The organism is Clostridium carboxidivorans P7, from assembly GCF_001038625.1.
Taxonomy (GTDB): Bacteria; Bacillota; Clostridia; order Clostridiales; family Clostridiaceae; genus Clostridium_AM; species Clostridium_AM carboxidivorans.
The window spans coordinates 2,117,396-2,132,715 of sequence record NZ_CP011803.1 but is presented as its reverse complement, the minus strand read 5'-3'; the positions used below and the strand labels follow the sequence as shown (position 1 = coordinate 2,132,715).

Annotated in this window: 13 protein-coding genes; 4 read left to right on the top strand and 9 right to left on the bottom strand. The window is 29.3% G+C overall.

The genetic code is table 11. From position 1 onward, the window contains the following. Positions 1 to 27: 27 nt before the first annotated feature. From Ccar_RS09155 to Ccar_RS09130, 6 genes are all read right to left on the bottom strand, one after another. On the bottom strand, positions 28 to 1,311 hold the full coding sequence (locus Ccar_RS09155; RefSeq protein WP_007060378.1) for a S41 family peptidase: 1,284 nt from the start codon (positions 1,309 to 1,311) through the stop codon (positions 28 to 30). Between the two features lie 27 nt (positions 1,312 to 1,338). Further along, a complete protein-coding gene (locus tag Ccar_RS09150) occupies positions 1,339 to 2,064 on the bottom strand; it encodes an ABC transporter permease (RefSeq protein WP_007060379.1) in 726 nt (241 codons plus the stop codon). Between the two features lie 19 nt (positions 2,065 to 2,083). Next, positions 2,084 to 2,848 (bottom strand): ABC transporter permease, encoded by a 765-nt coding sequence (locus tag Ccar_RS09145; protein ID WP_007060380.1) that lies wholly within the window; start codon positions 2,846 to 2,848, stop codon positions 2,084 to 2,086. Next, positions 2,849 to 3,760 carry an ABC transporter ATP-binding protein gene (locus Ccar_RS09140; protein ID WP_007060381.1) on the bottom strand — a complete coding sequence of 304 codons (912 nt, stop codon included), beginning with the start codon at positions 3,758 to 3,760 and terminating at the stop codon, positions 2,849 to 2,851. A 271-nt stretch (positions 3,761 to 4,031) separates the two neighbouring features. Then, positions 4,032 to 4,955 carry a sensor histidine kinase gene (locus Ccar_RS09135; protein WP_007064641.1) on the bottom strand — a complete coding sequence of 308 codons (924 nt, stop codon included), beginning with the start codon at positions 4,953 to 4,955 and terminating at the stop codon, positions 4,032 to 4,034. Position 4,956: 1 nt separating this feature from the next. Further along, positions 4,957 to 5,643 (bottom strand): response regulator transcription factor, encoded by a 687-nt coding sequence (locus Ccar_RS09130; RefSeq protein WP_007060383.1) that lies wholly within the window; start codon positions 5,641 to 5,643, stop codon positions 4,957 to 4,959. Between the two features lie 435 nt (positions 5,644 to 6,078). Here Ccar_RS09130 and Ccar_RS09125 point away from each other — a divergent pair, with 435 nt between their 5' ends. Beyond that, a complete protein-coding gene (locus Ccar_RS09125; RefSeq protein ID WP_179945244.1) occupies positions 6,079 to 7,551 on the top strand; it encodes a protein adenylyltransferase SelO in 1,473 nt (490 codons plus the stop codon). Positions 7,552 to 7,821: 270 nt separating this feature from the next. Further along, the gene (locus Ccar_RS09120) at positions 7,822 to 8,355 is read left to right on the top strand and encodes a GNAT family N-acetyltransferase (protein ID WP_007060385.1); all 534 of its coding nucleotides are present in this window, start codon (positions 7,822 to 7,824) and stop codon (positions 8,353 to 8,355) included. Positions 8,356 to 8,526: 171 nt separating this feature from the next. Here the strand turns inward: Ccar_RS09120 and Ccar_RS09115 are convergent, their stop codons facing one another. The 3 genes from Ccar_RS09115 to Ccar_RS09105 form a co-directional block, all read right to left on the bottom strand. Further along, positions 8,527 to 11,100 (bottom strand): RyR domain-containing protein, encoded by a 2,574-nt coding sequence (locus tag Ccar_RS09115; RefSeq protein WP_048030039.1) that lies wholly within the window; start codon positions 11,098 to 11,100, stop codon positions 8,527 to 8,529. 130 nt (positions 11,101 to 11,230) lie between these two features. Beyond that, a complete protein-coding gene (locus Ccar_RS09110) occupies positions 11,231 to 11,785 on the bottom strand; it encodes a flavodoxin family protein (RefSeq protein WP_007064222.1) in 555 nt (184 codons plus the stop codon). Positions 11,786 to 11,819: 34 nt separating this feature from the next. Then, positions 11,820 to 12,488, bottom strand: a complete 669-nt coding sequence (locus Ccar_RS09105; protein ID WP_007064223.1) for a phenylalanine--tRNA ligase beta subunit-related protein — start codon at positions 12,486 to 12,488, stop codon at positions 11,820 to 11,822. A 133-nt stretch (positions 12,489 to 12,621) separates the two neighbouring features. Between Ccar_RS09105 and pdxR the strand changes: the two genes are divergently transcribed. Then, positions 12,622 to 14,019, top strand: coding sequence for a MocR-like pyridoxine biosynthesis transcription factor PdxR (gene pdxR / locus Ccar_RS09100; protein WP_007063213.1), 1,398 nt, complete (start codon positions 12,622 to 12,624; stop codon positions 14,017 to 14,019). An 85-nt stretch (positions 14,020 to 14,104) separates the two neighbouring features. Further along, positions 14,105 to 15,289: an alanine racemase gene (gene alr, locus Ccar_RS09095; protein WP_007063214.1), complete on the top strand. Its 1,185-nt coding sequence runs from the start codon at positions 14,105 to 14,107 to the stop codon at positions 15,287 to 15,289. Positions 15,290 to 15,320: the final 31 nt, after the last annotated feature.

Genomic DNA, 15,320 nt, shown 5'->3' with positions numbered 1-15,320 from the left:
ACTTTTAGTCTTTTGAGTTTTAAGTTGTTAAAGTCCTAGGATATAATCTAAAACAGGATCTTTCTTATTTACATAATCTTTTATGGATATTTCAATTGTTTTGTCTGGTATAAAAGTGTTTAAGTTATTATCCATACTACCTTCTTTATTGCTTTCATCAATTTCATCAGCTTCATTAAACTGTGTAGAATATCCTACCTCTATTTTTGAATTAGGAAGAGTAAGATGTTTCACAGCACCATAGTGACTAGGCTTAGCACTAGTAGATTCACCTACAAAGGTTGCATTAGTTTGTTTCTTAAAAACAACTGTATCAACCATAGCTGCAGAAAAAGTACCTCTTCCAACTATAACAAATAAACTATTTTTATTATTCAGCTTGCTATTTTTTAATTTATTTATAATAGGCTTTATGTATTTATCATTGCCGCCTCCGTTACTTCTCATATCAATTACAAATTTATCTACAGGATGTTTGTCAATAAACTTTAACATATCTTCCATAAAATCTTCTATTTTAGGTGCCTTTTCATCTTTATCTGGTGAACACAGATTATACTTAAAATATAAAGTTTTTTCTTTTTCTAAATACTTGTACCAATAATTTGACTCTGGTTTTTGCATATATAAAGGATAAGAGCTGTCATAGGATTGATTTACAATTAGTTTATCGCTTTTGCCTCTTTCTACAGATTTTATATTAACATCAAAAGTTTCACCTTTATCATCTTCAAAGGTAAATACTGCTTTTTCTGTGTCCGGTACAATTTTAATTCCATGAAGAATTTCAGGCATAATTAGGTATTTGGGTATACCTTTTTTTACCATTCCTTCGTTTTCAGCAACAATTAGAGGAATAATAGACTCTTTAACTTTTTCTATATCTATTCCATTAACTTTTATAAGCTTAGAATAAAGAGCTTCTCTATATTGACTAGTGGTGTTAATTACATATATTCCTTCTTTAAAGTAATAAAATTGTATAGGATATACTTTAGAAAATTCCTTATAGGCAGAGGAGTGTGCATCACCAATAGATGCCATTATCTTATAAATTCCGGCTACAATTTCATCGTCATTTGATTTATCTACAGAGTTTTTCAAGCTGCTTATATCATTATGAAATTGCTCTTTACTAGTTTTAAAAAATAAATTTGCATGCTTTTTAGGAAGAGCTTCTTCTAAATAGCTTAAATCTTTTTTCCACTTAGCATTTCTGTCTCCACCTAAATATTGGGACTCACAGCCAGTAGAAAATATAACTGAAAAAATTAAAACAAAACAAAAACTAATTTTTATAAATTTACTCATTGTTGAACTCCTTTTTGTATAAAAAATTTAATCTATCTCTTTCTTATTGAATTCATAGATACAAATTGGCATAAATATAATAAAACAAAAGGCTGTAGAAAATATAATATGATTAAGATTAATATCTTTATTAAAATAAAAATATTGTGTAGAAATATAAGGTGCCATTAAAGGAATATAGTCAGCATAAGCAAAATTACTTCCTATAAAGCCTGCTGTGATGAAGCTTAATATACCGTATACTGTTGGCATTATGATATTTTTAGTGATATTTGCAATTAATATTGGAATTGGAATTAATAAAAATTGAAATAGCATAGAAACTATGTTAGCTTTTATATAATTGATTATAGGAGCATATGAAGGTACTATTCCATTTGCTATATAATAACTTAAACTTGTAGATATCCCTTGAATAGAATAAACCAGAAAAATCAGGACATATATTGTAATTAATTTTGATATAAAGAGTTTCATTCTACTAATGGGATAAGAATATAATATGCTAGCAGTTTTATCTATAAATTCCCTAGAAAGTACATACCCTGCTATTAAAGAAAATAAAACTGGATTTAATATTATAAGATTCATCTGTTCTATATTACATGCAAATTTTTCAAAGGGCATACTTATACCTGCAGCCAAATTTCCAATTATCATAAGTATACTCATAACTACTCCAGCAATTAATGCTATAGATGAAATATAGGATTTTTTTAACTTTAAAAATTCTGAATATATTATATTTAACATTTAAATTCCTCCACTAAACTTAATTTACATCCATTTTATTGTAATGGTAAATAGATAAAAACATAAATATACTGAAAGTGAGAACTACACTTATGGTAGTTAATATAAAATCAATGGGATCTCCTGCATGAAAATAATACATAGGAAGTATAGGAAGCATTAAAGGAGAAAACTGCATGTAAATAGCTGAATACACAGAACCTACAGCTATAGCGCACATGCAAGAAAGTGCTCCTAATACCCCATATACTACTGGGAAAATAATATTTTTGGTTATATTTGCAATTAATATAGGTATAGGCACCAATATAAATTGCATTAACAATGAATATACGTTGACCTTCATATCTGTAATAATAAAGTTATTGGAAGGAAATTCATGCCAGGCTATACATAAACTTAAATACATAGCTAAGAATTGAAGAATATATATAAATGAAATTATTATATATAAGGTTATTAATTTGCCTATAAATATTTTTGTTCTGTTAATTGGATAAGTATATATTACATTATCTGTTTTATCAGCAAACTCCCTGGAAAAGACATATCCGGCAATCAAAGAGAATAAAACTGTATATAAAAAGCAAAAACAATTGACTTCTATATTAGCTCTGTAATCTTTAATAAGTGTATATTTTAAAACACTTGTAATACCACTATAATCATTTGAAAGTGACACAATAAATGCAATTGAAGGTAAAAAAACTGAAGCAATTACTGCTGTAGTAAACAAATAAGATTTTTTTAGCTTTAAAAATTCAGAGTATATTATATTAAACATTTAATTTCCTCCTGTAAGTCTTAAAAAGTAATCTTCTAAGCTGTCTGCTTTTAAGCATATCTCATCTACAAATAAGTCGCTTGAAACCAATATTCTATTTATATTTGAAGCTTCTTGAAGTTTCTCATAAATTCTCAAATTATTCTTTTCCCATATAACATAATCTTTTATATCTAATTTTTGTTCTAAAATAAAGGAAGCTTTTTTATCATCATTCACTTTAACATTAATGTAGTGTCTATTTCTTTTTTGTAATTCTTCATAAGCTATTTCTTCTAAAAGTTCTCCTTTATGAATTATTCCTATTTTATTTGCCATTTGTTGAATTTCACTTAATATGTGGCTAGATATTAAAAAGGTAATACCTTGTTTATGGGATAAATCAATGATTAATTCTCTAATTTCCTTTATTCCTATAGGGTCAAGACCATTGGTGGGCTCGTCTAATATTAAAAATTCTGGATGATGTAAGAGGGCTCTAGCTATCCCAAGCCTTTGTTTCATACCAAGGGAAAATTCTTTTACCTTCTTGTCTTTTACATCCTCTATTCCTACTATTTTTAAAGAATCTGCTATACAATCTTTCCCTTGCATACCCATCATTCGTCTGTGTATTTCTAAATTTTCTTTAGCTGTAAGGTTTGGATAAAAGCCTGGATATTCTATCATAGATCCTATTCTTTGAAGAAGTCTTCTATTTTTACTTGAAGCTTTTTCTGAAAATAGTTCTATTTCTCCAGAAGTTGTTTTTATAAGTCCCATGATCATTCTTATAGTAGTGGTTTTGCCTGCACCATTTTCTCCAAGAAAACCATATATATCACCTTTTTGTATGGTCATATTTAAGTTTTTAACTGCAGAAAAGTTTTTAAATTCCTTAGTTAAGTTATAAGTTTTAAGAATATTTTCCATGTCATCCTCCTATGAGAGCAGAAATATTTTTGCTGCTGCTTATTTAAATTTTAGTTCAGTGAAGTTATCACTGTTCCATACTTATAATATACAACATAATCCTTACATGGCTTTTACACAGTTCTTACAATTTTCTTAAATTTAAGATGGAAGTTGTTGATAAATATATAAAAATCATATACAAAAACAAAAGCCATGCATAATAAGAAAGCAAATTTTCTTATATGTATAGCTTTTATTGGTAAGATTTAACAATGTCTGTTTTGTAACCTTACTTTTGTTTTTTTGGAAGAGTAAATGTAAAAGCTGTTTTTTCAAAGGGTATACTACTTACAGAAATGGTTCCTCCTAGGGCCTCTACTAATTTTTTAACTATGGTAAGTCCCAATCCACTGCTTTTCAAATTTAATTTTCTTGACTTTTCAACAGTATATAGTCTATCAAATACATAATCTATTTCTTCTTTAGGTATCCCTACGCCATTATCCCATACAGATATAAAAACATTGTTCTTATCGTAAGTTAAATTAACCCCTATTGTGGTACCTTCAGATCCATATTTCAAAGAATTATTTATAAGATTACTTAGTATCCTATTTACTGCTTTTTCATTTCCAAAAGCATATATATCCTCTTCAGGAATATTTATTTGCGGCTCCATGTCACGTTTCTTTAATTCATTAAAAAATGATATTATATTTTGCCTTATAATTTCAGATATATTTACTTTTCTTATATCCAATTTAACATCTTTAGATTCAAGCTTGGAAACTTGAAAAAACTCCTCCATAAGACTATATAAATGATTGCCCTTATTGTAGACTATTTCTATATATTTTCTTTTTTCTTCTTCACTTAATGTATTATCATTAAGTACAAGTTCTATATATCCAAGCATTGAGGTTAATGGAGTTCTAAGATCATGTGATATGTTAGATATCATTTTTTTTATTGAATCTTCATTTACTTTGTTTCTTTTAAATATTTTTTGCATTTTCATGATTAAGCTATTTATTTTTATGCATAATGTATTTAAAGGTTTTATGTGATTTTGAAACCTTATTCTCTGGTTGAAGTTTCCCTGCACAACTTCATCTACTGTTTTGCTTATGTAGTTTATCTTTTTAATCAGTGATACCATCAAAATTATAAGAAGGATTATTATAATACTCAAAATATATATCAATAACTTCATCTTATTCACCAAGCTTATAACCAATTCCCCATACAGTGATTATATATTTAGGGTTATTAGGGTTGTCCTCAATTTTATTTCTTAATCTTTTTATATGCACCATTACGGTATTATCATCATTTACATATTCATTTTTCCATACATTATTAAATATTTGAGCTTTAGTAAATACTCTATCAGGATTTTCAAGAAAGAATTTTAAAAGTTCAAATTCTATTGGGGTTAAATTTAATTCTCTATTTTCTTTAAATACTTTATAATTTGAAGTATCTAATTTCAATTTATCATAGGTTAGAAGGGAATTGTGTTTATCTTCATTGTAATAAACGTATCTTCTAAGCTGAGCTTTAACTCTTGCAACCAATTCTCTTGTTGAAAATGGTTTAACCATATAGTCATCAGCGCCCATACCTAGTCCGATAATTCTATCTGTTTCTTCATCCATAGCTGAAAGGATGATAACTGGAGCATTATTAACGGTTCTAATTTGTCTAAGTACTTCTATTCCATCAACATAAGGAAGCATTAAATCCAGTATTACTAGATTAAAGGAATTATTATATTTTTCAACAGCTTCTTTGCCATCAAAAAATTGCACTATATCATAGCCTTCCTTTTTTAAAGTATGAAAGATTAAATTGTTTATTTCTTCATCATCTTCTACAATTAAAATTTTTGATTTTTCCAAATTTGACACCTACTTTAAGCTTATTTATAAGATTTTGATGGGTATATTAACACAATCAAAACCTCCTTTTACATGCTTCATTTAAGAGATATGAGACTAACAAAGTTTTAAGTATTGAAAAAATATTTAATATAGCATTATAAAAACTTTTTTCTTTATTATAACATAACCACCTATTCTTAAACACAGATAGAAATTTATCAAAGATATAAGAATAAATTTGCTGTATGTTCCAATGTTATCATTATAAGAACCTTACATGTTAAAAATACAGTTTTTTCATATAAAGTAAAGTGCAAAATTGCTAAAGAAAATAAAATTGATAAACGCATAATAAGATTAGAAGAAGAGGACACTAAAAATAGCTTCACTATTTTTATATAAATAAATCTTAAGGCAGCTATTAGATAAAGATAGGAGGAAAAGAGAGATATGATAACAGAGACGAAAACAGTAGTAAAAGCAGGATGGAACTTAGCCAATAGTTATGCACAATTGCCACAATCATTTTTTACAAGACTTAATCCAAACCCTGTATCTTCACCAAAGTTAATCATTCTCAATCATCCACTTGCAAAGTCTTTGGGATTTAACTTTGAAGAGCTAAAAGATAATGATGGTGCAGCTATATTTGCTGGAAATGAAATTCCTGAAGGAGCTGTACCTATTGCTCAAGCTTATGCAGGACATCAATTTGGACATTTTACTATGCTTGGAGATGGCCGGGCCTTGCTGCTTGGTGAACAAATTACCCCAAAAGGACAACGATTTGATATTCAGCTTAAAGGATCAGGTAGAACACCATATTCTCGTGGAGGAGATGGCAGAGCAGCGCTTGGACCTATGCTTAGAGAATATATTATAAGTGAAGCAATGCATGGATTTAATATTCCTACAACCCGGAGTTTAGCAGTAGTTACAACTGGTGAAACAGTATTTCGTGAAAAAGAAGAGATTGGTGCAATCCTAACACGTGTAGCTGCTAGTCACTTGCGCGTAGGTACTTTTCAATACGCTTCAAACTGGTGCAGTGTAGGGGAGCTTAAAGCACTAGCTGATTATACATTAAAAAGACATTTTCCAGAGATTCATAATGATGAAGATCGCTATCTTTCTATGCTTGAGGAAATAATTAGACGTCAGGCCTCGTTAATTGCTAAATGGCAGCTAGTTGGCTTTATTCATGGAGTTATGAATACAGATAATATGACTATTAGTGGGGAAACCATTGATTATGGACCTTGTGCCTTTATGGATAGCTATAATCCAGAAACAGTATTTAGCTCCATTGACATTTATGGACGATATGCCTATGGTAATCAGCCTAATATTGCTGCGTGGAATCTATCTAGATTAGCTGAAGCATTACTTCCACTTATCAGTGATAATGAGGAGCTAGCTGTAAAATTAGCAAAGGATGCTATTTCAAGCTTTGATGATTTGTATCATAATAATTGGATAACAGGAATGAGAGCAAAACTTGGAATATTTAATACAGAAATAGAGGATGAAGCTCTTATTGGAAAACTGCTGAGCATAATGGAGACATATGGTGCAGACTATACAAATACATTCCGTGCATTAGCTCTTAATAAATTAGAAGATATGATGATATTTGATACTGAAGAATTTGTTAAGTGGCATGAAATGTGGCAGGCAAGGCTAGAGAGACAAAAGGAGCCAAAGGAATCCTCATATGAGTTAATGAAAAGCAGCAATCCTGCAATAATTCCACGAAATCATAGGGTAGAAGAGGCACTGGAAGCTGCGGTAAATGGAGATTATAGTGTAATGGAAAAACTTAATGATGCTCTTTCAAATCCATTTGAATACTCTGCAAAGCAGGATGAATATGCTAAACTTCCTAAAAAAAGAAATTGTGCTTATAGAACTTTTTGTGGAACTTGATATAGGCATAATGTGAAGCAAAGCTTCGCAAGTTAAGAAGTAATAATGAAGAGTTAATAGTGAAGGATGATTTTTAGCTGTCGCAAAAAAATCAACACTAACTATTAACTCTTAACTCTTCATTCTTACGTATTAACTAAAAATTTTTTTAAAATAAATATTGAATTTTTAATCATATAATTGTATAATTATACATAAATAAATTATAAGCATAACCACATATAGTGGTTGATTTTTTTATTTTAACAAATATGAATTGGGGGTAGATCGATGAAAAATATGGCCTTTGTAGTTAGAAGAGCTACTTTTGAGGATGTTCCTCAAATAAAAGAGGTGTCTAAGGAAGCTTTTAAAATGTATGCAGAAAGAGCAGGAATAACAGAATTTGTTAGTCCGCTTAATGAAAGTTATGAGAGCTTAAAAAAAGAAATAGAGAATAGGGTTATGCTTGTAGGAATTGTAGATGGAGTTCTTGTTGGAAGTGTAAGAGTTGAAATAAAGTCAGATAAAACTGCTTATCTAAGTAGATTTGCTGTTAAAGAAGACTTTCAAAATAGAGGTATAGGAAAAATATTGATGAATGCAGTGGATACTGAAATGAAGGAAGCGGGAGTTACAAATTTATATCTTCATACTGCTTCTAGAATGCTATCACTTGTTAGATTTTATTATGGTAGAGGATTTTATATTGAATCAACAAATAAAGATAGAGGATATATTAGAGCATTATTATGCAAGGAATATGGTAATGAATCTGTTGAAGATACAATAACAGCTGGATATGATCATATTGCTACAGGCTAAAAATATAAGTTGTTTTATCTAAAATACTGATATGTATTTATAAATATTAAATGCGTTGATATAAAAATACAAATTTTAAAACCAACGCATTTATTTAACATCACAATTTAGTCAATTCTAGAAATGTATAATAATACTATCACTTAACTTTTCATAAAATCTAAAAAATGCTTAAACACTGGCATTGGAGTTTGATAAAAATTTTAATCTTTCTAACTTGAAATTTGATTTTGCCAATATTTCTGGCCAAATATTAACCATTTGATATACTTTGTTTTTTCTCTCTTGTGATAAATTATTCCAGGAGACAAGGGCTGGATCAGTTTTTTCTTTATTATCTTTAACTTCCCCATATTTCCAACCATTTCTTTTTCTGTAACGACACCAGCGTTTATGTTCATCCTTAGCTAAAATTTCTAATTCGCTTTCTGTAAATTGAATATATCCTGGACTTTTCTTAACGGATATAATGTCATAGTTAATTTTAAGCAGTGAATTTGGAATATACATAGCTTGCTCACGATTAGAATTTCTAAGTTCTTCACTAAGTTTTTCCCATGGCACAAGGAAATCTATAAGATCCATATTTGTATTATTTTCATTAAGCATTCTATATTTATTGTGAATAGCTATTGCAAGATTTTCAATTTTTTCTCCATAAAAAGCATCTTGCATTAAGTGTCTTAAAAATTGTTCTTCATCTACGTGTAATTTAAGCTGTTCTTTAGAAGGTAAGTCACATTGTTCCCAAGTTTTAGCATTAGTTAACATGCTCATTTCCAGTATTGCTTCCATTGACCTTGATTCGTGTTTATATCTTTTAATCTTTAATAAAGCTCTTAATACACCATTATCAATTTGAGCTTCTCCATCATCATTTATGAGGTGGGGAACTTTTCTTTCAAGCAGTGAACGTAGAAGCATTGCTCTCCTAATTATAAACAATTGATCTTTTTCATTTGTTTGATTTGGACCTAAAATATTTACATATCCTCTTAATCTGCTTGTAAAATCAGGTCCTTTTGCACCTTTAAAATCTATAAAGAATTTTTTCTTTTCAGTTTCTTCCTTTATGTCTTCACCAATAAATTCTTTAAAAGTACTGCTTGTTCCTCCAGCAAATACAAAAATAGCTTTTCCTATAGGATGAACAGAATCCCCATCTCTAAATATGCCGTCCTGCATAGGTGCTAAAAAGTATTTTAGCCAGCCTAAATTTCCTTCAAAAGCAGAGTCAAATTCATCAAAGAATACTAGTGGAATCTTACCTTTTAATGAAAAGTCTCTCATTTTGTGAAAAGCACTGATTAAGTCCAGTGGAGTTCTAAATTGAGATAAGTTGAAATCTAATTTTTCAATTAATTCTGGTGCAATACTATCAGCTACTTCTGTTATACCAAAGGACTTTCCTGAACCTGGAGTTCCAAAGACAGATATAGAAAGAGGTCTAACAACATTTTTTTTAGAAATATATTCGCACATAAGGTTTTTAATACTTCTGTAACTTTCAATTTCTGTTCTATCTACAGTTTGTAAATTTCCAAATTGTGCAATAGGTATGGAATTAAGTACATTTTTTACTCCATTTTTTACTATATCATAGGCTATTTCAGCTAAATTAGCAGAACTTTTATCGCTGAGGATATACCAATAGCTGCTGTTTTCCTTATCAGGTATTTTTACATCTTGTATTAAATCCTTGTATATAAAGTCATTTTCATCTTCAATGAATATTGAGGGATTAGGAAATTGAAATTCTTCAACATTTTTGCCGAAGCCACTTACAAAATATTTTTGTGCAGCAACAATTCCTTCGCGTATTCCTTCTGATATTAATGAAGATAGTTCTTCGTTATTATACATTCCTGAAGCAATACTGCGAGCAAGTCCAGCAGCAAAACAAGAAGTAAGGCCGTACATTTTACCCTGATTATCTTTAAAAGAACTTCCCTCAAATTCATAAGGGATAAAGTATAGATAAGCTTCATTTATTCCTTCATCTCTATAATAGATAGCACCTTCAAGGCCTAAAGGAACTATAAGGTGATGACAATTAGCTAGAAAGGCAAGATTAGGATTGTTATGAATTTGCCATAAAAATTCTTGTGCTGTTTTTTCCCAAGAAAGGCTTTTACTTATATTAACTCCCTTTGAACGCAAATCATCTCCATTTATGATAACTATAGTTTTTTCAATATGAGCTTCTTCTAATTGTTTCCAAAGGATACTAGTTCCAATAGGATTATTCATTTTATATAAAACTATTGGAGATTTTTCAGGTATTTTTAATGCTGAAGGCCAAAATTCTTCATTAGAGTTAAAACCATTATTTTCATCGTCTATTACAACTATATCAGCATTAGAATCATCATCATCTATGGAAAGCAGCTTTGGAGTATCACTTGATGGACCAGTAAATCCCAAAAATCGTTTTATTCTATATACTTTGTCATTACTTTTTCCATCAGCATATGCAGGAAAAAGATCTAATTCAGCTATTGAACGTAGAAAATCTTTTGATAAGCTTGCTTCAATATCATCTATTTTAGGTGAATGTACATCTGCATCTACAGCTAATGATATAAGTTTTGCTAAAAGTAAGGATTCACCTGATTTTAGCATACTGTGTACGTTTAAATGGGTTTGCCAGTTTAAACCTTTATTATTTTGTGGTTCTGTTATCCACTGCAGCGAATTTATGCATATATCTCCAGTTACAACAATTTTTAAATTTTTGTTATCCATGATATTCACTTCCTTATTGTAATGTAATTATAAGTATGTATTTATAAATAATATCTTAAATTTACACAATTTACAACCTTAAAATATAATCTATACAATAATTGTTTGTGAAATATAGGTAAAAAGCATTTTATATGGATTTTCCTAACTCTTCTGCGTTCCAGAGTGCATCTGTTTTTTCAATATCACCTTTTTCCTTAACATTTGGTACTGCCAGCACTCCTTTATTTTCCCAATTCATATAGCTTACAATTTGTTTATATGTTACTATTATTCCATCAAATATTTTCATTCCTTCATCTGCACCACATGTAAGCAATATGGTCTCTTTGATTTTTAAATGGTGTTTACAATTTTCTTTCAAATAAGCATTCATCTTATCAATAGCAGCTTTGATATATGTAGGAAAGCTAAACCAATACAACGGTGTGGAAATTACTAGCATATCTGCTGCTTCTAATAAAGGTGTAAGTTCATCAAAATCATCTTGAAAAGAGCAAGGTTTTCCTTTAATCCAGCAAGTTCCACAAGCTTTACAGCCATGAATTTTTTTCATTGCTGTTTCAAATTTTACAACTTTATGGCCTACTGATAGTGCGCCCTTTATAAAGGCATCAGCCATTCTATCACTATTTCCATTTTTTCTTGGACTTCCAGTCAATACTAATATATTTTTCTTTTCCAATTTAGTTATCCTCCTTTAATATTGTTAAAATTTTCTAGAATATGTTAAGTGAGTGAACTTTTGTATTAGGAGAAAAAATAGAAACATATTTAATAATGTCATTTAAATGGTTATGTATAGTAATATCATCGATACCAGTAGGAGCATAAACAGAAAAAAGCACATTTTTTGTATCATTTGTAATTCTGGTTCTATAATCAGGTCCATTTAGGATACTAGATATAATACCTTTTTGATCTGATAGCATCATATCATTTGCAGCAGTAAATTGTTCTTTGTTAGAAATGCCAATAAAACTTTCAGTTCCATGGGTTAAATTCAATTGAATAGGTATTTCAATTTTATCAAGATCATGTGCTGCAGTTAAAAGCATGTTTTTTAATTCTGCTATGAACATGGCTTCGACTATAGTAGAAACATTAGGTATAGGATTTGATTTTAACACCACTGATTCTAATTGAAGTAAAACGGGATAAGTTTTTTTGAATTTTTTATAATAATTTTTGTAATAGCACATAGGTTCAGATTTAACAAATTCTTTTCTATCATAATTTTTATATTGTACTAATAATTGTTCTTTTAATAATGATTTAGTTTTAATAAATTCTGGGTTCGTCTTCAAGTTTTTTACATCATTCATTACAAGGATTCCTAATTTAGCATCAGGATAAGTTTTTTTGAAATATTCAGATTTAGTCAGCAATTTGTAACACTCCTTACAGTTTTATTATAAATTCATATTATGTATGCTATAATTTTAACAGATATAAAGTGGTTTAAATAGATCCACTTTATACAAAATATAGTAGAACCACTTGATTAGGAGATGTTGAATTATGTGGTTGAATATTGATAAAAATATGGAAATCTCCATCATAAGACAGATTTATCAACAAATTAAATCAATGATATTGGAACAAAAAATATTAGCTGGAGAAAAATTACCTTCTACTAGATGGCTTTCACAAAATTTAAAAGTGTCTAGAAATGTTGTGCTAGAAGCTTATGCACAGCTTATGGCAGAAGGGTATGTTGAAAGCAAAATGGGATCAGGTACTACTGTATCAAAAGGCATTAATTTTCAGATAAATAAAGTAAATGTGGAAGAACATTTTAAAAACTTTAAATATGAGAATGATGATAACTTAATTAAGTTTCGTTCAGGCATTCCTGCACTTGAAATGTTTCCTAAGAAAGAATTGGGAAGATTGTTTAATAATATATACAGAGATATACCTTTTTCATACTTCAGATATTGTGATCCGGAAGGAAAAATGGAATTAAGACAAGCAATTTCAAAATATCTTTTTAGAATAAGAGGAATTAATTGTAAGCCACAACAAATAATGATTGTTTCAGGTTCTACACAAGGATTATCCTTGATATCAAAATTATTATATAGTAGAGAAAAGGAAGCTATTGTGGAAGACCCTGTTCATTATGGGCTATTAAAAGTTATTTCATCTCAGGGATACTTAATAAATCCTGTTCCAGTTGATAATAAAGGTATGAGGACAGATATGATTAAAACAGAAAATGACGTAGGATTTGTTTATGTTACACCTTCACACCAATTTCCATTAGGAGGCGTACTGCCTATTCAAAGACGTATTGAACTTATTAAATTTGCTGAGAAAAAAGATTGCTATATTATTGAAGATGATTATGATAGTGAATTTCGTTATGAAGGTCAGCCAATAAGTTCAGTTTATGAGTTGAATCCTAATAGAGTAATATATATAGGTTCATTTAGTAAAATTTTAGCACCAGCATTAAGGCTTGGATATATTTTATTACCTGAAGCATTAATACCTGAGTATTTAAATTTAAAAATGTATTCAGATGTGCATACTGAATCCATATCACAACTTGTGCTTGCAAAATTTATTAATGAAGGAAAACTTGAAAGACATATTTTAAAAATGAAAAAGGAGTACTGTAAAAAGCGTCAGGCACTAATAAAAAGTTTAAATTATAATTTTGCAGGTGAATATACAATAGAAGGAGAGGCTGCTGGACTGCATTTAGTTGTACAGTTTAAAAATATTTTATTTACAGAAGACATAATGAAAAAAATTATTAAGGAAAAAGTAAAGGTATATCCAGTGGAAAAATATTCTATCCATAAAGGAAGACATAATAATAAAATTATTTTAGGATATGGACATCTTAGTGTTGAACAGATTGAAGAGGGAATAAAACGAATTAGAAGGGCCATCAAGGAAAAACTATAAAGTACACAATAATATAAATATTCACCACTTATATTTTAAGAGAATATATTAATAATAACTAAAGAATAAAAAGTGGGTGATATTTATGTTTAAGTATTTCAATCCTGCATGGGCAGAAATAAATATTGATAATGTAATTCATAATATTAAAGAAATAAGAAGAGTTGCTAAAAGTAAAGAAATAATAAGTGTAGTTAAAGCTGATGCCTATGGGCATGGAGCTGTAGAATTAGCTCCTATATTACTTGAAAATGGAGCAGATAGGCTGGCAGTAGCACTTCTTTCAGAAGCATTACAATTGAGAAAAAGTGGTATTAAGGCACCTATACTCATTTTTGGATACACTCCTTTAAAGTATGGCAAGGATATTATTCATAATAATGCTGAAGATGTAATAAACAATGAATTAGAAGTAACTGTGCTTTCTTATGATTATGCAAAGAAGTTATCCAAAGTGGCTAAGAAATTAAATAAGAATGTAAAGATTCATATAAATGTGGATACTGGTATGGGAAGAATAGGATTTTTACCAACTACCCAAAGTGTAGAGGATATATATAAAATAAGCCAATTGCCTAATATAATAATTGAAGGGTTGTATTCACATTTTTCAACTTCAGATGAAAAAAGTAAAAGTTATGCCAATAAGCAATTTAAGAGATATTTGGATTTTTATGAAAGACTTGAAAAGAAAGATATAAGGATTAATATAAAGCATATTGCTAATAGTGCAGCATTAATAGACTTGCCATATACTCATTTGGATGCAGTAAGACCAGGAATAGCAAATTATGGTTATTATCCTTCAGAAGATGTTAATCATGATATTATAAAATTGAAACCAACCATGACATTAAAATGCAATGTCGTTGCAAGCAGAACCCTTAAAGCAGGTTCGTATATAGGTTATGGAAGAACCTTTAGAACAGAAAGAGCAAGCAGAATAGTTACTCTTGGCATAGGATATGCTGATGGATATGATAGACGACTATCTAATGTTGGTGAAATTGTTGTAAAAGGAAAGGCAGCTCCTATAGTAGGTCGTATTTGTATGGATATGTGTATGAGTGATGTAACAGATATTGGTGATATTAAAGTTTCGGATGAAGTAATATTAATGGGAGAAAGCTTAAGTGAAAAGACAACAGTAGAGAATATAGCAAAGTTAACAGGTACTATACCCCAAGAAGTAACTAGCAATATAAGCAAAAGGGTTCCACGTCATTATATAAAGGACAATAAGTTAGTGAAAATAGTATATAGAGAATAATTTCAAAGGAATAGTGTAATAGCTATTCCTT